Origin of the sequence: Shewanella electrodiphila, assembly GCF_023283985.1 — a bacterium.
Lineage (GTDB): Bacteria > Pseudomonadota > Gammaproteobacteria > Enterobacterales > Shewanellaceae > Shewanella > Shewanella electrodiphila.
Genome location: NZ_JAKIKU010000008.1, coordinates 214,880 through 237,626 on the forward strand (window position 1 = coordinate 214,880; position 22,747 = coordinate 237,626).

The window sequence follows — 22,747 nt, forward strand, 5'->3', positions numbered from 1 at the left end:
ATGTTAGCCCTAAAGCTTTGGTGCAACCGTTTTATTAAGCCAGTCTTTTAACATGGTGGATTCATACTGAAACGGCTTTTGATTGCGTTTTGAATGAGTGCCATACATAAAGTTCATATCAATAAGTTTCTCGTCACCTGCCATAATCACTTTATCACCTTCAGTGATGCTGTAAGTAAAAGTCATTCTTGGCGGATATAAATCCTTCACGATACGAAGCTCATTGGCAGTTGTTGCGCCAAATGTAGGACGTAAATCCCCCGCTAAATCCACATCTGAAACTTGCATTTCAAGCTTTTGATTTGGTTTAAGCACTTTCTCAGCTTCTTTGTTCAAATTTTCGGTAATCGTATCGAAAAAGCGTTGTTGAAAACGGGATTTGACTTCAGTAGCCGTTTTTAAGTCGCGATATTTCTTAGGCTCTTGCCATTCGACTTTTACAACCCCTTCTTCTGTCATTGGGTTCGCAATCACTTCTTCATCTGCAATAGCAACATTACACATTAATGCGCCTGCAATAAGTAGATGTTTAACTTTCATTTGTCGTCTCCTGGCTATATCTATCTAAAACCTAATCTATGCCACTAGTATAAAAACTTAACCTGTATATCAGCTTAACGTAAAGCAGTTAACTTTGCTGTAGGAAATATGCCTATATAGACACAAGATAATTAATTAAACGCTCAAAAATACATCAAACACTGTTCAGTTTATATTCAGCAAGGCTTCGCTAATATACATCCCAAGCAAACGCACAGTACCAATACGAGGTAGCTGTTAAACAAAACTCTGTTAGCGTCACTGCAATTATCGCTCAAGGAATTAGCGCCAATACAAACCTACGTGTATGACTGGAGTAATAATATGAACAACATCTCAACTCAAACGACTTTCTCAACGACTGGTATGACTAAAAAACTATCTTTAGCCGCAACTTTCTTTATTGCTTTAGTCGTTTCATCTTCTAGTTTCGCTTATCAATTTGATGTTGATGCTCAAGGAGAGCAAGCGATTAAAGAACATCGTCAATTAATGGTTCAACATATGGCTTCTGCAGAGCAAGAGTACTCTGCCGAGCTAAATCAAGACTTCGACAAGCAAATGAAGACCGCTGAAAGTAAGTTTTTAGACCAAAAGTGCGAACAACGTGGTTTAGATTTCGATACACGCTCAGAAGTATGTGATGGATAATTAGCCATCTACCGTATACAACTAAAAATGCAGTCACTGATTAAGCAGTGACTGCATTTTTTCTTCAAGAATTTGAAAAGAGTCCAGCTTTTTAATACAGGTAAGTTTAAAACGGAAAACGAGCACTCAACTTAGGATAATTCTTTCTTAAGTCTTTCTTCTTGGTGCTGAACTTTTTACCTTGTGGTGTATGTTGACCTGAAGGAATAAAGGGTAACTCATCACCCGTTCTATCTTCATACAGTTGACCAGCAATTAAATCATAATCTTCAATAAACGGGTAAGCCGAATCGTCTTTTGTGGGCCAAAACTCAATATCACCTAGGCAGTCAGGGTCAGCAATCACCTTGTTATACCACTGCTCACCTAATGACAAAATAAAGCCTCTAAATTCAGCAAAGGCATAATCTGAATCACATCCAGTGATGATGTAAGCAGCGCCCCAAATATCCCAGTTATAACTGCGTCGCATTTGTTGACCGAATATTTTATCGAATGCAGCTAATGATCCATCATCTAGTGGCGTCAGTTTATCTTTTAATGCGTCATGGCATTGCTGCTCAGATTGCTGCGGCTCAGTTCGGGTTACCAGTGACCAAAAGTCAGCTTCTGTCATTTCACTTTTCCTAAATTCTTTTGCAAACAACTCACAAAATTGATTCTACTCGCGGTATTCTACACCACATAAAATCTAAAACCTTACAGCCTATATCTAATCGCTATGAATAAACTCAGTCCTATCAGCACCAAACCACCACGCAGACTCATTATTCTGATGACATTTTATGTTTTGTTATCCATTCTTGCATTATTGCGTTCATACTCCATCCAAGGGGTAGACTTGTTTACTATTGGCGTGATCCCGGTACTTTTCGGCCTTATAAAGCGAACCCATTGGGCTAGCATGGTATTTAAAATTTACTTAGGTATTCAAACATTAGCCGCGTTAGCACTGACCACGACCGCCATCATTGCCTATCAAATCACCCCTGAAGATGTAAAAGTAGAGTTTCAAGGTACTGAGCTTCCCATTCCAGCAATCGCCTTAACCGTACTGCTCATTCTCAGCTTTCAATATTGGGTCGCATTTAGTCAAAAAACCAAAGAGTACTTGCAGCGAACTTGTTAACCATTCGAGTGTTATAAGTATATTCAAAGCTAACCTTAGGTTAAAATGCACAGCATAAGACTCAATTACAAAAAAAAGAAGAAGTAGCATGAGCCATTTATCACCCAGTGAACTGTCGATTTTGCTGTTGGAGCCTTCAGAGGTTCAACGAAAAATCATCATTGCTAAATTACACCAAGAAGGTGTTGATAGCATTCAAACAGCATCTAATCTTACTGAAGCTAAAGACATCATTGCCCGCCATACACCTGATTTAATTGTTAGTGCATTACATTTTGAAGATGGTGAGGCCACAGAACTCTTAAGTTTTATTAAACAAAAATCAGCCTATCAAGATATTCAATTCATGCTGGTTTCTAGCGAATGTCGTCGTGAGCAATTAGAAATATTCAGACAATCTGGTGTCGTGGCAATTTTACCTAAACCCTTTGATGCAGACCACTTGGCTACAGCGCTAAATTCAACCATTGACCTCATTAGTAATGATGAATTAGATTTGAGTCATTTCGATGTCCAAGATATCCGAACTTTAGTTGTCGATGATAGCCGAATGGCACGTAACGTCATTAAACGCACTATAGGTAATTTAGGGATAAGAATTATCAGTGAAGCCGAAGATGGCGCTAAAGCCATTGAGCTTATGCAACAACAAATGTTTGATTTGGTCATCACTGATTACAATATGCCTAGTGTTGATGGATTAGCATTAACTCAATACATTCGTAATCAAAGCCAGCAATCACATATTCCGATTTTAATGGTCTCCTCTGAAGCAAACGACACTCATTTAAGTAACGTTTCCAGTGCCGGTGTTAACGCCTTATGTGACAAACCTTTCGAACCAAAACTCGTCAAACAACTGCTTTACCAACTATTAGAAGAATAGCCTGCTCAAAAAGTAAATGACTTTTGGCTCTTCGTCACTAGTCATTTTCACTGATGAAATAGCCCAATTGGCTATTTTACGCCTTAAATGTCGCCAAAATGCCTTATCGCTACACATTAATCAGATAAAAGGCTTTTAAACCCCCATGGCTTATGGCATGTTAATCTAGTTTTAAATAAACACATCTATGGAAAGCAGAGAATACAACATGAACAAAAGTGAATTAATTGCAAAAATTGCAGAAAATGCTGAGCTGACTAAAGCTGAAGCTGGTCGCGCACTAAAGTCTTTTGAAGAAGCTGTTACTGAAGCCATGAAAAGTGGTGACAAGATTTCTATCGTAGGTTTTGGTTCTTTTGAAACCTCAGTTCGTGCAGCACGTACTGGCCGTAACCCACAAACCGGCAAAGAAATCCAAATTGCTGAAGCGACTGTACCAAAATTCAAAGCTGGTAAAACGCTGAAAGATAGCGTTAATTAAATTAACAGCTTGAATTATAAAACCTCCCCATGGGAGGTTTTTTTATGCCTTTTTTCTACAGAACTAAGTTTAAAGTACAGGAATAGCGCACAAATCTTGCACACTAAAAGTGCAACCCTGCTTCATATCTATGCAACATTTTTGCTACAAGTCGGTGCAGAAACAGCTAAACATCTGAAAATGTAGCAATTTCAAACATGGCACACCATTAGCAATACCTCATACAGATAAAATCAACATTGAACATTGCTGCCCGATTACTAAGCAACAAGTTCAGTGATAAGAAAAACTTGAGGGAATGAAAATGAAAACATCGATATATAAAGCTATTGCGCTATCAACAGGTTTATTACTCAGTGGTTCTGCTTTAGCAGAAGTAACAGGTAACATCGGAGCGACATCAAATTACCTTTGGCGCGGTGTAAGCCAAACTGATAACGGCGCAGCTGTGCAAGGTGGCATTGATTACGCTGCTGATTCTGGTTTTTATGTTGGCGGTTGGGCTTCAAATGTCGATTTTGGTGATGGCACAAGTTACGAGCTAGATATCTATGCGGGTTACGGTGGTAACATTACTGAAGACTTAAGCTATGACATCAACTACCTTTACTACGCTTACCCAGATTCACCAGGAAGTGTTGATTTTGGTGAAGTGACTGTTGGTCTAGCATGGAAATGGTTAGATGTTTCATACTCTCACACTGTCAATGGTGGTGATGATATCGCTGCTGAGCCATTAGACTCTGCGGACATGATGTATGCACAAGCTAACTTAACGTTCCCATTGACTGAAAAATTGTCTCTGGGCGTTCATTACGGCTACTCTGATGGTGATGTCATCATGAGCTGGTTCGATACTGATAGCTACTCTGAATATAATGTGTCACTGAGCGCTGATACAGATTACGGTACAGTGTCATTCACTGCATCTGATACTGACTTAGATGAAGATGACGCTAAAATTGTTTTAGGTTACTCATATAGCTTCGGTTTATAAGGCTTAAACATTACTTTCTCAATTGAGGAAGTATGATTACAGCATGTTAAGCACTAAAAGCGCCACTCATTCAGAGTGGCGTTTTTAATGGCAATAATAAAATTTTCGATTCTACAATTAAGCAAAAATTTAAATACCTGCTACATTCAAAATATATGACTGATGAGGTGTTAGCGCAGACATTCTTCCGTCCTATTTTCAGTTCCATTCAACATTGACGTTACCGGCACAAACTAACCTGTGAACAATCAGGGCAGGTTTACCTTTACATTTAGCACTGGTGTTACGACTCACGCTAAACCGTTAGTCAAGAATGATATAGAGGGTAGAACGATGGCCAATATTACAGAAACCATTCCCAATGACACAGAAATTGAAGCAATGGTCACGCCTAGAAATAAGCGTTCAGCTGAGATTATTGAACGGAAAAGACAAGTGAAACGTCGTTTAGATGATTATTTAGAACAAGCAGAATTACGTAAAAATCTAGATGATGAATTATTCTAGCCTGAGTAAACTATTGCAGCGTTATCAGGCTAATTCTTTTCAGGCTTCGGCTCCAACCTAATATTAAGACTTTAAAAAGTATGCAAGACCACTGCACTCTAGATAAATAGAGCAAGCCGGATAAATCACTTTGCCACAGTCAGTAATGATGAGCGCATTTCCGCCTCTTTCTCTTGTTTGTACCTTCAGCTCTTTTTGTAGGGAGTTAATACTGGGAGCTGAAATTGCGATATCTTTACGAATATCCCCGCAGTAAGTCGTCATCACCTCACCTAGAGGTTCATTGTCATGATTATACAACTCACTAGGCTGATAGATATCAACCGTTGTCGCTGTTGCTTGATAAGTGACATATTCATCAGCATTGGTTCTAAAAGATAACCCATTGCAGCCTGCAATAACCAATGAAACTAAAGTAAATAGACTTAATAGCAGTATTCTGTTTAAAAGGTTCATGTGAATATTTCCCTTATAAAAAAGGCATACACTCCCAGTGTATGCCTTGTTGAATAATTCTAATCGCTAATTAGCTTTCTAAAGCCTTAGCCTTTTGTTTCGCGAAGTACTCTCGGGTTAATGCAAATACCACAGGACTTAATAGAGCCAGTGCAATCAAGTTTGGAATTGCCATCATTGCATTTAATGTATCAGCAAGTAGCCAGATAAACTCAAGCGAACTGACCGCGCCGATTGGTACAACCAAAGTCCAAACTAATCTAAATGGCTTAACCACTTTGTCACCAAATAAATACTGCATGCATTTTTCACTGTAAAAACTCCAACCTAAAATGGTGGTAAATGCGAATACCGCAAGTGCAACAGCGACAATATAGTTGCCCATTGGCAGCGCATGTGAAAAAGCAAATGATGTTAGTGCAGCGCCCGTTTCACCTGACGTCCAAGCGCCAGAGACAATAATTGCTAATCCAGTAATAGAACACACAATGATGGTATCAATGAATGTACCTAACATCGCCACTAAGCCTTGTTTTACAGGCTCATTAGTTTGCGCAGCCGCATGGGCTATCGGCGCACTACCTAAACCCGCTTCATTTGAAAACACACCACGCGCCACACCAAAACGAATGGCAGCCCATACAGCAGCACCTGCAAAGCCACCTTGCGCAGCAACAGGGTTAAATGCACTGTGGATAATTAATTGAAATGCTGCAGGAACTTGGTCAGCATAAACCACCAATACCGCTAAACCCGCAGTGATATAAAATAAGGTCATTAACGGCACCAGCTTGCCAGCAACATCAGCAATACGCTTAATACCGCCCATCAATACAGCACCTACTAATACCATTAATACTACACCAGTAACCCAATTAGGAACGCCAAAGTTACTGCTCATAGCATCAGCAACAGAGTTGGTCTGCACTGTATTACCAATACCAAAACCTGCTAGAGAACCTAATACTGCGAATGCTGTGCCTAACCAAGCCCACTTACTGCCTAGACCATTTTTAATGTAATACATCGGGCCACCGACATGATTACCATTACCGTCTTTTTCGCGAAACTTAACCGCTAATACAGCTTCAGCAAACTTAGTTGCCATCCCAACTAAAGCAGTACACCACATCCAAAACAGTGCCCCTGGGCCACCTAAGAAAATAGCGGTCGCAACACCCGCAATATTACCAGTACCAATTGTGGCAGAAAGAGAGGTCATTAACGCATTAAAAGGGCTGATCTCACCTTTATGTTTATCATCAGAAGAATCACGTCCTGACCATAATAATTTAAAGCCTGTGCCTAATTTTAGGATTGGCATTAATTTCAATCCAATGGATAAAAATAATCCCACTCCTAAAATCATCACCAGCATGGGAACGCCCCATACTATGCCGTTTATCGTATTTACAATCGCTGTCACTTGTTCCATCGAAAACCTCATAATGAGTTAAGTATTTATTGTTATTTTCATTATTTTTAGTTGTTGTCATCACATAAGCGTTTATCAGCAACTATTGCTTCTATTGGCATGACACAAATAGAAGAGGATTCAGATTACCTTCATTACACACAAATTGGAAACACCAACACGATAATCATCTAAATATTTACCAATATCCTCATAAAATCAGCATATTGATTGGGTTAATTTAATAAAAAAGGCACTGCTAATATTGCAGTGCCTTCACATTTTATTTCGCTTAGTCTGTTATTTTTCAAAAATTACCTTGAGGTTATCCAATCCTTGTTGCAATTCATTAGCAATGGCAGTTTCAAAATCCATCATTAGTCACATCAAATCCATTGGAACATCCATGTAATCACTGCCTAAACTGAATTAAACCAGCAACTAGATAGCTTGTTATTGAGTTAATTTGATATAACAGGCTTGGCATACACACGCCTTTCCTGACAATGTAGATAAAACCGTTGAATCGATTTTCTTCTCAGCTGATTGAACCAAGCACCAACATTGATCGATAGCTAAGCCTGCAGAGACTGCACAGTGGTTTTCTTTAAGGCATACAGGACAAACGAGTGGCTCTGAAACACTTTTCACGCCCTTTGCTACATGATCAGGTCTATATTGCTGAACCTGATTTACTTTTTTAGGTGGTTTATCCATTTTTAATTCTCAACACATGATTACTGCAAGCATGTTCAACTCACATTTAACGCTTTATTTATTAGTTATTAGTTATTAGTTATTAGTTATTAGTTATTGGTTATTGGTTATTGGTTATTGGTTATTGGTTATTTCCTACAATTTAAACAAACAAATACTCTGGCTAAGGTAATAAAAAAGTCGGCATTCTCATACCGACTCTATAGCTAAACTATTGCATAAACTATCGCATAAACTAGCTTAACAATAACTCATTGCTTAGATTGCTTAGAAACTGGAAATATAGGGTATGCGTTGGCACCCAGTAACTCAGGCCCATTGATTGAGCTTGGTTTACCATAAAACCCTTCATGCTGATGATATTTTGCCTGAGTCTCAGCGACATTACCTTTATATCTCGGATCTTGAGGACGCTCATGGGCATTAACAAATGCAGCTACATCCCACGCTTGTTGAACCGTTAGCTGAATACTTTTACCTAATGGCATATTTTCATAAATGAAATTAGCTGCGGTATTGACTCGATGCATGCCAGCCCCCCAATTATAGCTCTGAGGCCCCCATAACGGTGGCAACGCACTCACGTTTGCCATTTTGTAACCTTGACCATCATCAGCATGACAAGTCTGACAATGAGCTTGGTAAACCGCTTCGCCCCTTTCAACAGAATAAGCTAACTCTGGCTTAGCTAACTTAGGAAAGCCACGTCCTGGTAGCATAGTCAGCTCCTTTTGATCGAGCTTTGAAGTGACAGTTTCAGGTAAAGGGAAATCCTCTCTATTACCGCCCTTAAGCAACTCAACATCAGTCATTTCTGGCACAGGTCCAGTAATGCCAAATTGATTCATCAACCCACTCATCACTAACCAATATGAATAAGCTGAAATCGCCACCAAGGGCTCACTCCCAGATTCAGGCGCTTTACCGTTCATTGAATAGGTAAAACAGCCCTGAATTCGTTCTTCAAAGCTATTCACTTTATCGTTTTTCTTACGATAAGCTGGATACGCCATATAAGCGCCCCACAATGGTGATGCATTGGCTTTATTCCCCGCATTCATGTGGCAATTCACGCAGTTTAGTTCGTTACCAACGTAGGTATCTCGCATTTGCTGACTATTAACAAATAACTGATAGCCTTTTCTGACTTTATCGCCGAACTCGCCTTTAGGGATACTGGATAATGGACTTGGCATAAGGTATTGCGCATTTGCCTCTTTCGCCACTGAGGGAAGTTGTGCTTGTCTATCAGGTAACTCTGCTGCCGATATGCTCATGCTAAATAACACACCCGCCGCTGAAAAATAATATCGCTTCATCGTATGTCCTTATTTCTGAGCCGAAAAATATTGAGTTAACGCATCAATTTCTGCAGCGGTGAGCTTTTTAGCTATGCTGCCCATCATATTGTCAACATCACCTTTACGGGTTCCTGACTGCCATGCCAACAATTGATTCTTAAGGTAAGTAGGTTCTTGTCCGGCAAGACGAGGAAACTGACCCGCGCCAATACCAGACGGGCCATGACAACTGGTACAAGCTGGAATATCCCGTTGCCAATCCCCTTGATATGCTAGTTTCTCGCCAATGTCGTCGATGACCACTTTATCACCACGATACTGAAGCTTGATCTCAGCCACTGGTTTAGCAGCAAAAAAGTCCGATACCACTTTGATGTTATCGCCTTGGACTGTCATCGCCATAGCCATCATTGTTGGATTTTGACGAAAACCAGTCTGAAAATGACTCACTTGTGCGGCAATATACTCGCTGGATAACCCCGCTAAACGAGGCCCTACAACACCGAGTCCTTCACCATTTACGCCGTGACAGCTTAGACAAACTTGAGCTGCTGCTGGCACTGTTTGCAATAACTCCTTTGGTGATTCGTCAGGAATATTAGCCATCACACTAAAACTCATAACACTGCATAAAAAGATACTGCTCAAAACGGCAGAATTTACACTCGTCAAACAGTCATCTTTTAAACGATTTTTTGTATCCATTTATCAGCCTCTTATTGAAGTCCATCTCCGACTTAATACCACTATAAACAAAAATGGCACACTTAAATAGAATGTTTTTCGTACAAATTAATTGAATGCTAATTAATAGACTAACCCTAATATTTAGCTAGAAAAAAAGGCTTATCCCATTTAGGAATAAGCCTTTAATAAGTAATGTAAAACTAAACTACAGCACGATTTACTCTTGCAGTAGGTCCTTACAGATCTGAACTAAGTCAGACTGCACTGCTGCCGCAGTGACCTCTCTACCCGCGCCTGGACCTCGAATAATCAATGGGTTGCCTTGATAAAATGCACTGCGAATAACAAACACATTGTCGCCTGGGGTTAAGTTGGCATAAGGATGATTTGAATCAACCCATTGAATGCCCACTTCAGCGTGCATCTTGCCATCAACTTTATCGAGTGATGCCACATAGCGAAGTACTTTGTTTTGCTCTGATGCCGCTGTAAATTGTTGCAACATGCTTTGGTCTAACTCACCGATGCGTGCTAAGAAATCATCCAAAGATAAATCCGCTAGCGTTTCTGGCACTAAAGAGTTTAGAACAATATCTTCAAGTTCAATTTCAAAACCAATTTCACGTGCCAGAATTAACAACTTGCGCTGCATATCTCGACCTGAAAGATCATCGCGAGGATCGGGCTCTGTTATCCCTAATCCACGTGCTTCAATCACTAATTCAGAAAATGATTTTTGCCCATCATAGTGTTCAAACAGCCAACATAATGTACCCGAGAATATACCGCCAACCGCTTCAATCGCGTCACCACTATTACGCAAGTCATTTAATGCGTGCTGAATCGGTAGTCCTGCACCACAACTGGCGTTATAACGCCAAAATAAACGGCGATTACTGAGCTGTTGTTTCAGTTCACGGTAAAACGGCAATGGTCCAGAACCGGCGAGTTTGTTTGCACTCACCATATGAATGCCGCGTGCAAATAACTCTGGGTATTGCAGTGTTAAACTCGCGCTAGCACTAATATCTAATGCAACTAACTCATCGCAATCAAGCTGTTCTAACTGTTCGAATAAACTTGGGTAATCCCACTTTTTAGCTGTGGTATCAAAGTCATCTTGCCAGTTATTGATATCAATACCTTGAGGACAAATTAATGCCTCTTTCGAGCTCAACAAACCAACTAGTTGCACTGTCGCTTCTAGTTCACGGTTTAATGATGCTGATGAGCGTTGAAATAGATCGATCCATGCTTCACCAATATTACCGACACCTAACAGTAAAACACCAATTCGCATGCGCGGGCCTGCGCAGCGACGGTGGACCTTTTGGGTCAATAAATTCACTTGTGGTTTAGGCACTAAAGTGACAAGACTTAATCCATCTTGATATAAAGGTTTAGCATCACGACTTAATAAACGCGCAAAACTACGACGGTAATGTTCGGCATCGGCGCTTACTAGAGCAACTAGGCCTAAATCGTTATTCACACAGATATCAGTGATCGCCAGCGTTTCGGCATGTAACTCAATTAAACTATGTACTTGCTTTTGATTCTCAAGCGTAAAAGCTAACTCGACCTTATGATGCGCCGATGTCCAGTAGGCTAGAGGAGCAATCCCCTCCTGGGCGAGTAAATCAATTAGGTCTTGTGTTGGTGACTGCTGCTTAATCCGAAACAGCACCACTTCGTTTAGATTAGTCACCACTGGCGCACTTGCCGATGAGCTTTGTGGCGCGATTAAGGTAAAGTCGGTATGTGATGCATAGCTTGAGCGCACTGCTAAGCTGACATTTGTATCAAACAGAGGCTGTAGTGTGCGACTGTGAAGCACAGGGGAGCCTAAATGCGCAAGGCGGTCAGCTTCAGCAAGCGACATGCTATTAAGTAACTTTGCATCACTGATTTTATTAGGGTCGGCATTAAACACCCCTTCTACATCAGTCCAAATTGTCACGCGTTCAATGTCCGCTAAGCTGGCAATTAACGTCGCGCTGTAGTCAGAGCCATTACGGCCCAGTAATAAGGTTTCGTTATGTTGATTCGCGCAAATAAACCCTGTGATCACTAGACGCTCATCAGGGTGTGCTTCAAGAAGTTTTTGCACTCTTTGACGTGACTCTTCAATGCGAATATTTGGCACTACGCCTTCATCTGCCACAAGAATAGAACACGCATCAACATTAATTGCCGCCACGCCAGATTCACGTAACAAAGCAGCCATGAGTCTAGCTGACCAACGTTCACCAAAACTCAGGACATGATTAAGTTGGAACTCATTTCGCTGCTCAAGAGATAGTAAGCTGATAAGTTGAGACTTATCAGTAGATAATCGTTCACGTAAATCACGAGCTTGTTCATTTGAAAGAAGTTGTTCAATGAGGTTTTGTTGATAACTCACAAGTACTTGCAGCTCTTCTTGCCACAATTCACCTGTTTCACGAAGCGATAATAACTTATACAAAAAGTTAGTACTTTTACCCGCAGCAGACACAACGACTAAATCATCACAGTTTCCATGAGTAAGCAATATATGGGCGACGCGGCGATAGCAATCAGCATCCGCCAAACTTGAACCACCAAACTTATGTAAATGACTGCGGGTCATTTGTAACTCCTTAAACCACTTTTTGCGCTGCCATATGTACTGAATATGGCAACAATAAAATCTTACTGACTTAACTTATGACAATCTAATTTATTAGCTTAAAGCTCAGCAACTGCAGCTAAACCAGCTTGGATATCAGTAATCAAATCTTCAGCATCTTCAATACCGACTGATAATCTCAGCAATGTATCTTTAATACCAGCCTCATAACGGGCTTCAGGCACCATTGCTCTGTGTGTCATTGTCGCAGGTACGGCAACTAAGCTTTCCACTCCGCCTAAGCTTTCAGCAACACTGAATATTGATAAGGCTTCTAAGAAAGCGACGACTTCAGCTTCGCCACCTTTAAGTTCAAAACTTAACATAGCGCCAAAGCCTTTTTGCTGTTTAGCGGCAATATCGTGACCTGGGTGGTCTTTTAACCCTGGGTAATATACTTTTTCGACAACATCACTGGCTTGAAGGACTTCAATCACTCGCTGTGCATTGGTTTGATGCTCACGAATACGTACAGCCAATGTACGAATGCCGCGCAAAGTTAGGTAGCTATCAAAGGCTGAACCTGTCAGACCTAAAGTGTTTGACCACCAATGTAATAGCTCACCAAGCTCAGCATCTTTAGCCACGACAGCGCCGCCAACCACATCACTATGACCATTGATGTATTTAGTGGTGGAGTGCATCACAATATCAGCGCCCAGCTCTAGCGGTTGTTGCAAGATAGGCGAAAGAAAGGTGTTATCAACAACAACTAAAGCATCCACTTTATGGCTCGCAGCCACAATCGCTTTGATATCAACAACACGTAATAACGGATTAGACGGAGTTTCTAACCAAACCATTTTAGGCTGTTGCGCAATCGCATCTGCCAGTGCTTTATCATCAGTTTGATCAACTACGATTAATTTAAATTGACCTTTGTTGGCAAGATTAGTGAACAGTCGATAACTGCCACCATAACAATCATGTGGTACAACTAATAAATCTTCAGGACCAAGCAAGCTAGTCACTAAAGTAATCGCTGCCATACCGGTACATGTCACAACACCTGTAGCACCATTTTCAAGTTTGGCTATTGCCTCACCTAAAACGCAACGGGTTGGGTTACCAGAGCGGCTGTAGTCGAATTCTCTTGGGTTTGTGTGTCCATCAAACGAGTAGTTAGTCGAAAGATAAATCGGCGGGACTACTGCGCCATATTGAGTATCGGATTCGATACCTTGGCGAACGGCAAGTGTAGCAGCGCGATGTTTGGTCATAATAATCTCCTGAAGATTGACACACTCATGGATAATACACGATAGAGATGTCTAGATGGCTAAATGTACCTAAGCTAAATCAGATCGTCAACACAAATTAGACGTTTAGACGTCTAAACATAAAGAAATCTATTTGCATTCGTTATAGAATAACAGCAATAATTTGACTGTAATAAATAAGCAGTTAAAATCTGCCACGAATCTATCGTATAAAGGTGAGTTAATGACTGAATGGAATGGCGACTATATCAGCCCATATGCCGAACATGGCAAAAAAAATGAACAAGTTAAAAAAATCACGGTATCGATTCCTTTAAAAGTACTAAAAGTGCTAACCGATGAACGTACTCGCCGTCAGGTAAATAACTTGCGTCATGCAACCAACAGTGAACTTTTGTGTGAAGCCTTTTTACATGCGTACACTGGCCAGCCTCTACCAAATGATGATGACTTATCTAAAGAAGGCCCTGATAGCATTCCAAGTGAAGCAAAAGCACTAATGGATCAAATGGGTATTGAGTGGGAAGACTTAGACGACTAAGTCTATTGTCAGTATGCTTTCAAGCTGACTGGCAAGTGTGATAATAAATCAATTTTGTGCTTACATTACGGTGTAAGCCTTCATTGATAAGCTCCCCTTCCTCTTCGCAGTATGACAATACTTGAGTCAAATTTGCACTCAAAGAGAACACTATGGCATTTATCGATCCGCAAACCTTGATGCTGGCATCGGCTATTATATTTCTCGGTGCACTCACTCAAGGGCTTATTGGTTTTGGCTTAGCTGTTGTTGCTAGCCCATTGCTGTATATTATTGATCCCCAACTTGTACCCGCCCCTGTTATTGCTTGCGGTTTTTCAATCGCTTTACTTACTTTATTACGTGAGCGCACATCCCTGCAATTCAACGGACTTCAATATGCACTCATTGGCCGTGTACCTGGCGGCTTTCTTGGCGCAGCATTACTGGTCTTTGCGCCGCAATCCATATTAGGTCTGGCTATTGCCTTTATTGTTGCCAGTGCTGTCATTCTAAGTTTTTATAAAATCACCGCACCAGTCAATCGCTTCACGCTATTTATCGCTGGGATTCTTTCAGGGGTTTTCGGTAATATTGCCGCTATTGGTGGCCCGCCGTTGGCTATTTTATTAGCCGGAAAAGATGCACCGCAATTTCGCGCGGCATTATCGATTTTCTTTGTATTCAGCTCTATGATCGCAATGATCATTTTATTCATCGTTGGCTTAGTTGAAATGAAGCATGTTTGGTTGTCTTTAATGCTCTTACCATCAGTATTTTTAGGCAGTTTTGTCGCGGGCAAACTCAGCAACAAAGTAGATAAACAAAAAACGCGCACAGCCACATTGGTATTGTGCGGCTTAAGTGCCTTAGTGTTGACGATAAAGTCATTAATTGAATTGTCGGCAGGATAAAAGTGGCTGAGAGGTAACTCATTAGGCATGCACTAGGCATGCACTAGGCATGCACTAGATATGCACTAGGTATGCACTAGAAATAGGATAGATTGCTTCGAAGCGAGTCTACACTAAGCCAGCCTAAAAGTGATATGAGGTTTGCAGTACTGCCCCAATGGCGTCATCTTCACCATAGCTACCACTCATATCAAGCTTGAATGCTTGACCAATGGCAAAGCCAGTACCAAATGAGTAGATATCGACACTGTTATCTTTCAAATCATGACGGTAGCCCATACGAAGCGACAACCAGTCTGTTGCTTTAAACTCCCCTCCCATGCGCCAATACTGAACGGCATCAAACTCTTTAAATCGGCTCTGTTCAACGAGGTCAATATCTGTGGTTAAGGTTATCGATGTCCAATCATATGCAGCGCCAGCAGTAATTAATGGCTCCACTTGATAATGAAATTCACGGCCTTGCGCTTCCACCGTTTTGATAGTTTTACTGAATAAATTACGTGCTGATAAACCGATAGTAAGAGCATCTAATGGCTCAAAAGCGACCCCAATATCAAGGTTAAATACGTTCTCATTATTGCGGTACTTATCATCATCAAAATCATCGGCATCGAAATTATTGGCGTTCACTGAATAATGATAAGTGTCGATACGTTGAAACTTAGGTGAAACCCCCACTCTTACTGGCATGTTCACAATCGATAACGGAAAACTTAACGCCACACCAAAATCTGTCACCCCACCAGCAAGTACAACACCTTGAGAATCTAAATCAGTAATATCAGCTGGAGGGTTGAGAGGATCTAATGTATTTAAGGTATCGATATCCGACTGTGCTATATCAGCAATACCAACAGCATCGAGATAACTCTTATAAAACACGGCCATTGGCATACGTTCATTAGGAATAACAATCGCAGCGCCGATCCCAGCTGATAACTCGGCCCGATTGCCTTTTAATGATTCCAAGTCAATAACTAAGTCATCTCGATAACCTTCAACATCACTGCTATCACCCGAATTAATTGCCGCCTCCAGTCCATCATAAGAGTCCTGCAAAGAGTCGAATTTATCAATCATGTTATCGCTATCGGCGCCTTCAGCCCCCACAACAGGAAGCAGCAAAGAGAACTGTTGTGCTTTTTTTATCTCAGCAGCACTATAACTTGAATGGGGAGTGAGAATGGAAAGTAAAGCAGGATTAATAAAGCTTGCGCCAATACGATTTGATGCAGCTACACCAGTGCCGCCCATACTGTCACTTCGCGCTTCAAAATAAAGCCCGCTGGCTTGCACATTGCTGGCAAACACAAGTAAACAGAAAGCTAGCGCTAGTCTTTTTTGCATCCATCATTCCCAATTCTTATTGTTTAATAAACATAGTAGAAATCGGCAGATAAATGTTTAAACAATCAAAAATAATGCAAAAATGTTAATCTATTTTGGCATGCTATTCTTAAGTTTTTTCTATAAATCAGGTAGATAACTTTTAAAGTTATCTAAGGTGAATTGAATAAATTCTTTCAGTCTTTCCGGCTGAAATTTGTCTTTATGATAGAGCACATAAAACGGTGTATCGGGAATATGCCAATCTTGAAATACTTCGACTAATTGGTGCTGACTTATTTCTTCAGCGCAATACAAATAAGGTAGCCTCACTATGCCATTGCCAGCTAATGCACTGAGTTTCATTGCTCTACCATTTTTACACCTGAAACTTCCTTTTATCGCCACTTCTACACTTTCGTGAGTATTGGTTTTATGGGCGAAACGCCAATGGTTTATTGATCCCACAATACAAGTATGTCGATTAAGCAAGGTAGGATGCGCTGGTATCGCATGCTGAGCTAAATAATTTGGAGATGCTAACGTGCAGTTTTTAATATCCATTAACTTACGTGCAATAAGCCCAGAATCTGCCAACTCCCCCATTCTAAACACCACGTCAAAATGATCTTCAATCAGATCGACTCGCTGACTGCTGAAATCTAAATCTATGGTGATATCAGGATATAATTGAATAAAGTCATTCACTAATGCAACAACGATTTCTTCGCCTAAAAAGCCCCCAACACAGTTAATATAAATATTCCCCTTGAGACGTTCAGCACTATCCACCGTCATACTGACAGCTTGCTCTATTTGATGTAACGCTTGCTGACATTGCAGTAAAAAACTCTCACCTTGGTCAGTTAAACGTTGAGTGCGTGTCGTTCTGACAATTAAGGTCACCCCTAAAAACGTCTCCAAACTAAGTAATTGCTTAGATATATGGGATCGAGAACAGCCCAAGGCTTCAGCAGCTTGAGTAAAGTTACCCAACTCAGCAATAACAACAAACGCGCGGATATCGACTAAATTTATATCACTATTCAACTCACCCTCCATTAGAGGTCATATGTAAACAATTATGTTCTTTATTGATTATATATCACCAATAAGTCTTTCTCTATAATTCTCACAACTTACAAACAGAGGTCAAAATCATGAAACAACTTATCGTAATTACTGGTGCATCTTCAGGTATTGGCGCAGCGATGGCTAAAGCATTTAGCGCTAAAGGCCACCCACTTTTATTACTTGCTCGTCGTGTAGAAAAAATGGAAGCGCTTAAACTTGAAAATAGCTTAAGCATCAGTGTCGATGTGACCGATGCGACAGCAATGAAGGCTGCTATTGCTAGTGCAGAAGCACAATATGGCCCTGTAGGTTGCTTGATTAATAACGCTGGCGTGATGTTATTAGGTCAAGCAGATGTGCAAAATCCAGCAGAGTGGAGCCAAATGCTCAACGTTAACGTGATGGGTGTTTTAAATGGTATCCACTGCGTCCTTGCAGATATGAAGGCACGTAAAACAGGCACTATCATTAACGTTAGCTCAGTTGCGGGTCGTAAAACTTTCCCTAATCACGCAGCTTATTGTGCGACTAAATTCGCTGTTCATGCACTCACTGAAAACATCCGTGAAGAAGTGGCAATGGATGATGTGCGTATGGTGACGATTGCACCAGGCGCAGTTGAAACTGAATTGCTTAGCCATACCACTAGCCAAGACATTAAAGATGGCTACGCAGACTGGAAAGAAGTAATGGGCGGTGTATTAGCTGCTGAACATATTGCAGAAACAGCCGTCTTTGCTTATGAAATGCCACAAAATGTTTGTGTGCGAGAAATTGTGTTAGCACCAACTCGTCAACAGCCATAATAGGCGATTAGCTCATCTACGTTATTTAGATTTAGGCGATACTTCATCATCGCACTCAATATGCACTGTATTTACTGCAGTGCATATTAAACACACCCTAAAAATTTCCCCCTATGCAACCTTCATCTATCACTTTAGATATAGTCAAATATCAAAATTGTGATCTCAATCTTGTTTCAAAATCACTAAAAAACAACCTTACATAATGACTATCAGTCAAAAATAATATTAATTACAATAAATATCAGTAACTAAAGAAAAACCTCATACATCCATTAGATTTTTTTCAATTATATTTTATTCAATTAGATTTTTATAATTTACTTGATCCTCCTCAACAATATCCTTTATCACAAGTGTTAAATTAAGTAACAAGAAACACCCATTTAGACAAAAACCATTAACAATAAAAATTATTTAAAGTAAGGGACTGATGATGAAAACCATGAATAAGATATTTATATGCGTATCTCTCGCACTCTGTTTAGGAGCTCAGGTTCAAGCTGCTGATGGCGGTAATCCTAAAAAAGGTAAACACCTGTATAAAAAAGAATGCAAAGCCTGTCATAGCATGGGAGATGAAGGCGGTGAAATTACCCCAATGAGTAAAACCATGAGCCAGTGGGATAGATTTTTTAGACGTAATAAGCACAAAGCGAAAGCTGAAGTCTTTGAAGCTTTAAGTGAACAAGACTTATTAGATATTCAGCAATTCTTATATGACCATGCAGCCGATTCAGATCAACCACAAACTTGCGGTTAACTAACCTGGCTCGACTGTAAAACACATTTAAACCACCTAATTAATAAAAATATGGGGAATTCCTCAGGGATTAATGCTACCAAAATTCAGCAATCCCCCTAGGATTCCCAACATCAATCGAAGGCAGAAATATAAATTAACCTGCTGATTCGAAAGGAGAGATGTTATGCGTACTCTTATTTCACTGCTTGTTGCAAACGCGTTGATATTATCAGCGAGTGTTTATGCAAACGATGCTGATATTCAACGAGATAGTCTGAGTAAAACTGATGCTCAAAAAATTGCAGACCTTAAACAACAGCTAGCCGACATTAATGATGAAATTGATGACATCAATGATCGAGTTGATAAAAATGAACGTCATACTGCACTTGATAGAATAGAAATCACTGGCGACTTTAGAACCAAAGTCCATTCACTTCATTATCAGGATGTCACTTGGAATCCTGCCATTAATGTCGATTTTAATGATTTTGGCGCTAAAGCGATGGGCGGCGAATTTGGTATGCCTGACGATGCAAGTTCACCACTAGCCCAAATGATGGCCGCTAACCCTAATCTAGCATCTGCATTTCAAAGCGGTCAGTTACAAGGGGTAATGCCTTATGTATTAGCCCCTAAAACTGCTCAAGATATTGATAATGACCTTTATTACACCACACGTTTAAGACTCAACCTCAAAGCAAAAGTGTGGGATAACGTCAGCTTTGCAGGCCGCCTGAGTATGTTTAAAAACTGGGGCGATTCAACTGGCGTGCAAGTATTTGATTCTTGGCGTTCATTTACCATGGATGGCACCAATAGTGGTAATCCAAGTGGCGACTGGTTACGAGTCGAACGCGCTTATTTTGACTGGAAAAATATTAACGGTTCACCACTTTACTTATCTATTGGACGACGTCCATCAACTTACGGCCCACCAACCCAATACCGTGAAAATGAAAAACGTGGCGGCACTCCTTCTGGCCATTTAGTTAACTTTAACTTTGATGGCGCAACTATGGGTTATCACCTCAGTGATATTACTGGTGTCGAAGGCCAAGTTGTTCGCTTCTGTTACGGACAAGGCTTTGAATCACAGTGGGGTAACGGCGAAATGTTTGGTGATATCGTCACCAAAGATACTCACCTTGGCGGCTTTAATATCGACGCGATAAACGATGGTAAAAACTTCCTTCAATTTACCTTATTTGGCGCTAAAGATGTCAATGATGGCTTTAAAGGCACCATGGCTTTTCCAACTCAGCTTGCAGGTATATTTGCACCAACTATGTATCAAGACATGCAAAAGTTTGAAAACTTCAACTTTGTCACTCGCGTTCAGCCAAGTGATGTGATTGGCGATATGTTCTTAGGTGGTATTGGTTTTGCCCGCGAAGAAGATAACGACGTGAAATGGTTCTTATCAGGAGGCTGGACCCGAGCTGATGGTAATGGCAACGCAGGTATGTTTGGCGGCATGTTATCTGATGCTGTTTTTGAAGCGCAGCTTAACGCTGATGCCAGTGAAATTATCATGTTGCCTTCAGCTGCTGAAGACAGTGGCGCTAAAGATGGTTACGGAATTTATGTGGGTGTTCAAATCCCAGCGCCTTACGGAAAAGTCGGCCTCGAATATAACTATGGCTCTGAATACTGGACACCTTTCACCCAAGCTCAGGATGATCCGATTGGCAGCAAACTCGCTACTAGAGGCCATGTCGCTGAAGCCTATTATATGTTTGATATTAATCCAAAAATGTTCATTAAACTCGCAGGACTTTATTACGACTTTGAATACACAGGCAGTGGAACACCGGTTGGTAAACCACAAAAAGTCGATGATGTTGTCGCAGGTACAGCTTATTCAATGCTCCCTGTAGTTGATACCGCTTATGACATCAATGCATCGCTTACTGTTAATTTCTAACCTTAATAACTTCCCTCGGTTTTTACCGAGGGCAGGAGTCTTATTATGAAAATACTCATCGCCAGCTTAATGACCGGTGGATTATGTTGCTTTAGTTTATTTGCCAACGCGGCGAATCCACACAAAGAGTTTATTGAAGGCCCTTTTACTCAAGGCAGTGAGGTCACTACTCAGTGTATTGAATGTCATGAAGATCACGCTAAAGATGTCATGAAATCATCTCATTGGACATGGGAGCTTGAACAAGAGTTACCTGAGCGCACCGTGACCCGCGGAAAGAAAAACGCTATTAACAATTTTTGTATCGCAGTATCAGGTAACGAGCCACGATGCACCAGCTGCCATGCTGGTTATGGTTGGAAGGACGACAGTTTTGACTTTACTGATATGACCAAAGTCGACTGTTTAATTTGTCATGACACTACAGGCACTTACGTAAAAGATCCCGCTGGAGCAGGAGAAGTTCTCGCTAAGGTAAATCTAGAACGAGTGGCACAAAATGTAGGGGCGCCAGTGCGAGATAATTGCGGCAGTTGCCATTTCTATGGTGGCGGTGGTGATGGTGTAAAACACGGCGATTTAGACTCTTCAATGTCTTATCCAGACAAAGTCACTGACGTACATATGGACACCGACGGTAATGATTTCCAATGCCAAACCTGCCATACAACCGAGAGTCACCAGATAGCAGGCAATGCCATGGGCGTTTCACCTGGTGGCATGAGTGATATTGGCTGTGAAAACTGCCATGAAGCTGCACCACATACCAATAAACGTCTTAATACCCACAGCAGCAGTATTGCCTGTCAAACCTGCCATATTCCTGAGTTTGCTAAAAATGAACCCACCAAAATGAGCTGGGATTGGTCAACCGCAGGACAAGACATTGAGCAAACTAAAGATCAATATGGCAAACATACTTACATGAAAAAGAAAGGCAGTTTTGTGTGGGCAAAAAATGTGAAACCTCAATATGCTTGGTATAACGGCAAAGCCGATGCTTATATGGCTGGTGATAAGATGGATCCTAACGCCATCACCAAGCTGACTTATCCTTTAGGTGATATTAATGATGTAGCGGCAAAAATATATCCATTTAAGGTTCATACTGGTAAGCAAATTTACGACAGTAAACAAAACATCTTCATTACCGCTAAAGTCTTTGGTAAAGGTGGTTACTGGAAAACATTTGATTGGGATAAAGCCGCTAAACTGGGTATGGAAGCTAATCAAGCCATGCTAGATAAAGGCATTAAATACAGTGGTGAATATGGCTTTGCAGAAACAGAAATGTGGTGGCGCATCAATCATATGGTGGCGCCAACCGAGCAAGCTTTAAACTGTAATGATTGCCACAATAAAGGCACAAGAATGGATTGGAAAGCACTTGGTTACCAAGGCGACCCAATGAAAAATAAAGCAATAAAAAAACATGCGACAACCCAAGAATAATCAATAATTTTACTTCATAAAAACTGCCCTGTAGAAAACGGGCAGTTTTTTTATGCTCACTTTCAAAGCTGCACGATATTTTGAAAGATGAGTTAACGATTCAAGTAATGGATGACCTTACCAATCAAAGTTCTTCTTTTTACTTTATTAAAAATAATTCTATCCCAACCAACCTGACTACCTTTCAATTGGAATACCAAGTCATCTGAACAGAAAATAAACTGTTGAAATTAAGAGCGTTCATCCTTAAGTTAACCATAGACATACTAAAATATAGTCTACGCTTTAATCTAAGCTTTTTATTATGTCATTGACTAGCCATGTTAACTAATAGGATGACTGTA

General features: G+C 40.6%; 23 protein-coding genes. 12 read left to right on the forward strand and 11 right to left on the reverse strand.

The window, feature by feature from the left end:
* Window positions 1-9 precede the first annotated feature (9 nt).
* Window positions 10-540, reverse strand: a complete 531-nt coding sequence (locus tag L2737_RS15480; RefSeq protein ID WP_229371281.1) for a DUF3016 domain-containing protein — start codon at window positions 538-540, stop codon at window positions 10-12.
* Between the two features lie 324 nt (window positions 541-864).
* Between L2737_RS15480 and L2737_RS15485 the strand changes: the two genes are divergently transcribed.
* Window positions 865-1,191 carry a hypothetical protein gene (locus L2737_RS15485; protein WP_102526644.1) on the forward strand — a complete coding sequence of 109 codons (327 nt, stop codon included), beginning with the start codon at window positions 865-867 and terminating at the stop codon, window positions 1,189-1,191.
* A gap of 106 nt (window positions 1,192-1,297) precedes the next feature.
* On the opposite strand, the gene L2737_RS15490 is transcribed toward L2737_RS15485, so the two are convergent.
* Window positions 1,298-1,807, reverse strand: a complete 510-nt coding sequence (locus L2737_RS15490; protein ID WP_102526645.1) for a DUF4240 domain-containing protein — start codon at window positions 1,805-1,807, stop codon at window positions 1,298-1,300.
* Window positions 1,808-1,966: 159 nt separating this feature from the next.
* Here L2737_RS15490 and L2737_RS15495 point away from each other — a divergent pair, with 159 nt between their 5' ends.
* The 5 genes from L2737_RS15495 to L2737_RS15515 all read left to right on the forward strand — a co-directional run bounded on the left by L2737_RS15495 (window position 1,967) and on the right by L2737_RS15515 (window position 5,191).
* Window positions 1,967-2,320, forward strand: coding sequence for a hypothetical protein (locus tag L2737_RS15495; RefSeq protein WP_248956298.1), 354 nt, complete (start codon window positions 1,967-1,969; stop codon window positions 2,318-2,320).
* A gap of 88 nt (window positions 2,321-2,408) precedes the next feature.
* On the forward strand, window positions 2,409-3,206 hold the full coding sequence (locus L2737_RS15500) for a response regulator transcription factor (RefSeq protein ID WP_102526647.1): 798 nt from the start codon (window positions 2,409-2,411) through the stop codon (window positions 3,204-3,206).
* Between the two features lie 208 nt (window positions 3,207-3,414).
* Entirely contained in the window at window positions 3,415-3,687 is a 273-nt protein-coding gene (locus L2737_RS15505) for an HU family DNA-binding protein (protein WP_102526648.1), read from the forward strand.
* Window positions 3,688-3,991: 304 nt separating this feature from the next.
* Window positions 3,992-4,684 (forward strand): TorF family putative porin, encoded by a 693-nt coding sequence (locus tag L2737_RS15510; protein WP_102526649.1) that lies wholly within the window; start codon window positions 3,992-3,994, stop codon window positions 4,682-4,684.
* Between the two features lie 333 nt (window positions 4,685-5,017).
* Window positions 5,018-5,191, forward strand: coding sequence for a hypothetical protein (locus tag L2737_RS15515; RefSeq protein ID WP_198589520.1), 174 nt, complete (start codon window positions 5,018-5,020; stop codon window positions 5,189-5,191).
* 63 nt (window positions 5,192-5,254) lie between these two features.
* On the opposite strand, the gene L2737_RS15520 is transcribed toward L2737_RS15515, so the two are convergent.
* The 7 genes from L2737_RS15520 to metB all read right to left on the reverse strand — a co-directional run bounded on the left by L2737_RS15520 (window position 5,255) and on the right by metB (window position 13,636).
* Window positions 5,255-5,647, reverse strand: coding sequence for a hypothetical protein (locus L2737_RS15520; RefSeq protein ID WP_248956299.1), 393 nt, complete (start codon window positions 5,645-5,647; stop codon window positions 5,255-5,257).
* 70 nt (window positions 5,648-5,717) lie between these two features.
* Window positions 5,718-7,082, reverse strand: coding sequence for an alanine/glycine:cation symporter family protein (locus tag L2737_RS15525; RefSeq protein ID WP_102526651.1), 1,365 nt, complete (start codon window positions 7,080-7,082; stop codon window positions 5,718-5,720).
* A gap of 432 nt (window positions 7,083-7,514) precedes the next feature.
* Complete coding sequence (locus L2737_RS15530; protein ID WP_248956300.1) at window positions 7,515-7,778, reverse strand: cysteine-rich CWC family protein; 264 nt, start codon at window positions 7,776-7,778, stop codon at window positions 7,515-7,517.
* Window positions 7,779-8,029: 251 nt separating this feature from the next.
* Window positions 8,030-9,097, reverse strand: a complete 1,068-nt coding sequence (locus L2737_RS15535; protein WP_248956301.1) for a c-type cytochrome — start codon at window positions 9,095-9,097, stop codon at window positions 8,030-8,032.
* A gap of 9 nt (window positions 9,098-9,106) precedes the next feature.
* Complete coding sequence (locus L2737_RS15540) at window positions 9,107-9,700, reverse strand: c-type cytochrome (RefSeq protein WP_248956313.1); 594 nt, start codon at window positions 9,698-9,700, stop codon at window positions 9,107-9,109.
* Window positions 9,701-9,983: 283 nt separating this feature from the next.
* Window positions 9,984-12,377, reverse strand: coding sequence for a bifunctional aspartate kinase/homoserine dehydrogenase II (locus tag L2737_RS15545; protein WP_102526655.1), 2,394 nt, complete (start codon window positions 12,375-12,377; stop codon window positions 9,984-9,986).
* Window positions 12,378-12,475: 98 nt separating this feature from the next.
* Window positions 12,476-13,636 carry a cystathionine gamma-synthase gene (gene metB, locus L2737_RS15550; RefSeq protein ID WP_248956302.1) on the reverse strand — a complete coding sequence of 387 codons (1,161 nt, stop codon included), beginning with the start codon at window positions 13,634-13,636 and terminating at the stop codon, window positions 12,476-12,478.
* A 223-nt stretch (window positions 13,637-13,859) separates the two neighbouring features.
* On the opposite strand from metB, the gene metJ reads away from it, so the two are divergent.
* A complete protein-coding gene (metJ, locus tag L2737_RS15555; RefSeq protein WP_102526657.1) occupies window positions 13,860-14,177 on the forward strand; it encodes a met regulon transcriptional regulator MetJ in 318 nt (105 codons plus the stop codon).
* A gap of 152 nt (window positions 14,178-14,329) precedes the next feature.
* A complete protein-coding gene (locus L2737_RS15560) occupies window positions 14,330-15,070 on the forward strand; it encodes a sulfite exporter TauE/SafE family protein (RefSeq protein WP_102526658.1) in 741 nt (246 codons plus the stop codon).
* A 123-nt stretch (window positions 15,071-15,193) separates the two neighbouring features.
* On the opposite strand, the gene L2737_RS15565 is transcribed toward L2737_RS15560, so the two are convergent.
* Window positions 15,194-16,420, reverse strand: a complete 1,227-nt coding sequence (locus tag L2737_RS15565) for a conjugal transfer protein TraF (RefSeq protein WP_248956303.1) — start codon at window positions 16,418-16,420, stop codon at window positions 15,194-15,196.
* A gap of 120 nt (window positions 16,421-16,540) precedes the next feature.
* Window positions 16,541-17,449 carry a LysR family transcriptional regulator gene (locus L2737_RS15570; protein ID WP_248956304.1) on the reverse strand — a complete coding sequence of 303 codons (909 nt, stop codon included), beginning with the start codon at window positions 17,447-17,449 and terminating at the stop codon, window positions 16,541-16,543.
* 110 nt (window positions 17,450-17,559) lie between these two features.
* On the opposite strand from L2737_RS15570, the gene L2737_RS15575 reads away from it, so the two are divergent.
* The 4 genes from L2737_RS15575 to L2737_RS15590 all read left to right on the forward strand — a co-directional run bounded on the left by L2737_RS15575 (window position 17,560) and on the right by L2737_RS15590 (window position 22,403).
* Complete coding sequence (locus tag L2737_RS15575; RefSeq protein ID WP_102526661.1) at window positions 17,560-18,279, forward strand: SDR family oxidoreductase; 720 nt, start codon at window positions 17,560-17,562, stop codon at window positions 18,277-18,279.
* A gap of 433 nt (window positions 18,280-18,712) precedes the next feature.
* A complete protein-coding gene (locus L2737_RS15580; protein ID WP_102528766.1) occupies window positions 18,713-19,042 on the forward strand; it encodes a c-type cytochrome in 330 nt (109 codons plus the stop codon).
* A gap of 166 nt (window positions 19,043-19,208) precedes the next feature.
* Window positions 19,209-20,951: a DUF3373 domain-containing protein gene (locus L2737_RS15585; RefSeq protein WP_248956305.1), complete on the forward strand. Its 1,743-nt coding sequence runs from the start codon at window positions 19,209-19,211 to the stop codon at window positions 20,949-20,951.
* Between the two features lie 45 nt (window positions 20,952-20,996).
* The gene (locus L2737_RS15590; RefSeq protein ID WP_428848394.1) at window positions 20,997-22,403 is read left to right on the forward strand and encodes a tetrathionate reductase family octaheme c-type cytochrome; all 1,407 of its coding nucleotides are present in this window, start codon (window positions 20,997-20,999) and stop codon (window positions 22,401-22,403) included.
* The last annotated feature ends 344 nt before the right edge of the window (window positions 22,404-22,747 follow it).

Bases quoted from the DNA above. Each gene is read 5' to 3' on its own strand.
- L2737_RS15535 (WP_248956301.1), bottom strand. From the start codon at position 9,097: ATGAAGCGATATTATTTTTCAGCGGCGGGTGTGTTATTTAGCATGAGC.
- L2737_RS15565 (WP_248956303.1), bottom strand. From the start codon at position 16,420: ATGCAAAAAAGACTAGCGCTAGCTTTCTGTTTACTTGTGTTTGCCAGC.
- L2737_RS15510 (WP_102526649.1), top strand. From the start codon at position 3,992: ATGAAAACATCGATATATAAAGCTATTGCGCTATCAACAGGTTTATTA.
- L2737_RS15515 (WP_198589520.1), top strand. From the start codon at position 5,018: ATGGCCAATATTACAGAAACCATTCCCAATGACACAGAAATTGAAGCA.
- L2737_RS15525 (WP_102526651.1), bottom strand. From the start codon at position 7,082: ATGGAACAAGTGACAGCGATTGTAAATACGATAAACGGCATAGTATGG.
- L2737_RS15500 (WP_102526647.1), top strand. From the start codon at position 2,409: ATGAGCCATTTATCACCCAGTGAACTGTCGATTTTGCTGTTGGAGCCT.
- L2737_RS15540 (WP_248956313.1), bottom strand. From the start codon at position 9,700: ATGAGTTTTAGTGTGATGGCTAATATTCCTGACGAATCACCAAAGGAG.
- L2737_RS15505 (WP_102526648.1), top strand. From the start codon at position 3,415: ATGAACAAAAGTGAATTAATTGCAAAAATTGCAGAAAATGCTGAGCTG.
- L2737_RS15590 (WP_428848394.1), top strand. From the start codon at position 20,997: ATGAAAATACTCATCGCCAGCTTAATGACCGGTGGATTATGTTGCTTT.
- L2737_RS15530 (WP_248956300.1), bottom strand. From the start codon at position 7,778: ATGGATAAACCACCTAAAAAAGTAAATCAGGTTCAGCAATATAGACCT.
- L2737_RS15485 (WP_102526644.1), top strand. From the start codon at position 865: ATGAACAACATCTCAACTCAAACGACTTTCTCAACGACTGGTATGACT.
- L2737_RS15495 (WP_248956298.1), top strand. From the start codon at position 1,967: ATGACATTTTATGTTTTGTTATCCATTCTTGCATTATTGCGTTCATAC.
- L2737_RS15560 (WP_102526658.1), top strand. From the start codon at position 14,330: ATGGCATTTATCGATCCGCAAACCTTGATGCTGGCATCGGCTATTATA.
- L2737_RS15480 (WP_229371281.1), bottom strand. From the start codon at position 540: ATGAAAGTTAAACATCTACTTATTGCAGGCGCATTAATGTGTAATGTT.
- L2737_RS15575 (WP_102526661.1), top strand. From the start codon at position 17,560: ATGAAACAACTTATCGTAATTACTGGTGCATCTTCAGGTATTGGCGCA.
- metJ (WP_102526657.1), top strand. From the start codon at position 13,860: ATGACTGAATGGAATGGCGACTATATCAGCCCATATGCCGAACATGGC.
- metB (WP_248956302.1), bottom strand. From the start codon at position 13,636: ATGACCAAACATCGCGCTGCTACACTTGCCGTTCGCCAAGGTATCGAA.
- L2737_RS15490 (WP_102526645.1), bottom strand. From the start codon at position 1,807: ATGACAGAAGCTGACTTTTGGTCACTGGTAACCCGAACTGAGCCGCAG.
- L2737_RS15580 (WP_102528766.1), top strand. From the start codon at position 18,713: ATGATGAAAACCATGAATAAGATATTTATATGCGTATCTCTCGCACTC.
- L2737_RS15585 (WP_248956305.1), top strand. From the start codon at position 19,209: ATGCGTACTCTTATTTCACTGCTTGTTGCAAACGCGTTGATATTATCA.
- L2737_RS15520 (WP_248956299.1), bottom strand. From the start codon at position 5,647: ATGAACCTTTTAAACAGAATACTGCTATTAAGTCTATTTACTTTAGTT.
- L2737_RS15545 (WP_102526655.1), bottom strand. From the start codon at position 12,377: ATGACCCGCAGTCATTTACATAAGTTTGGTGGTTCAAGTTTGGCGGAT.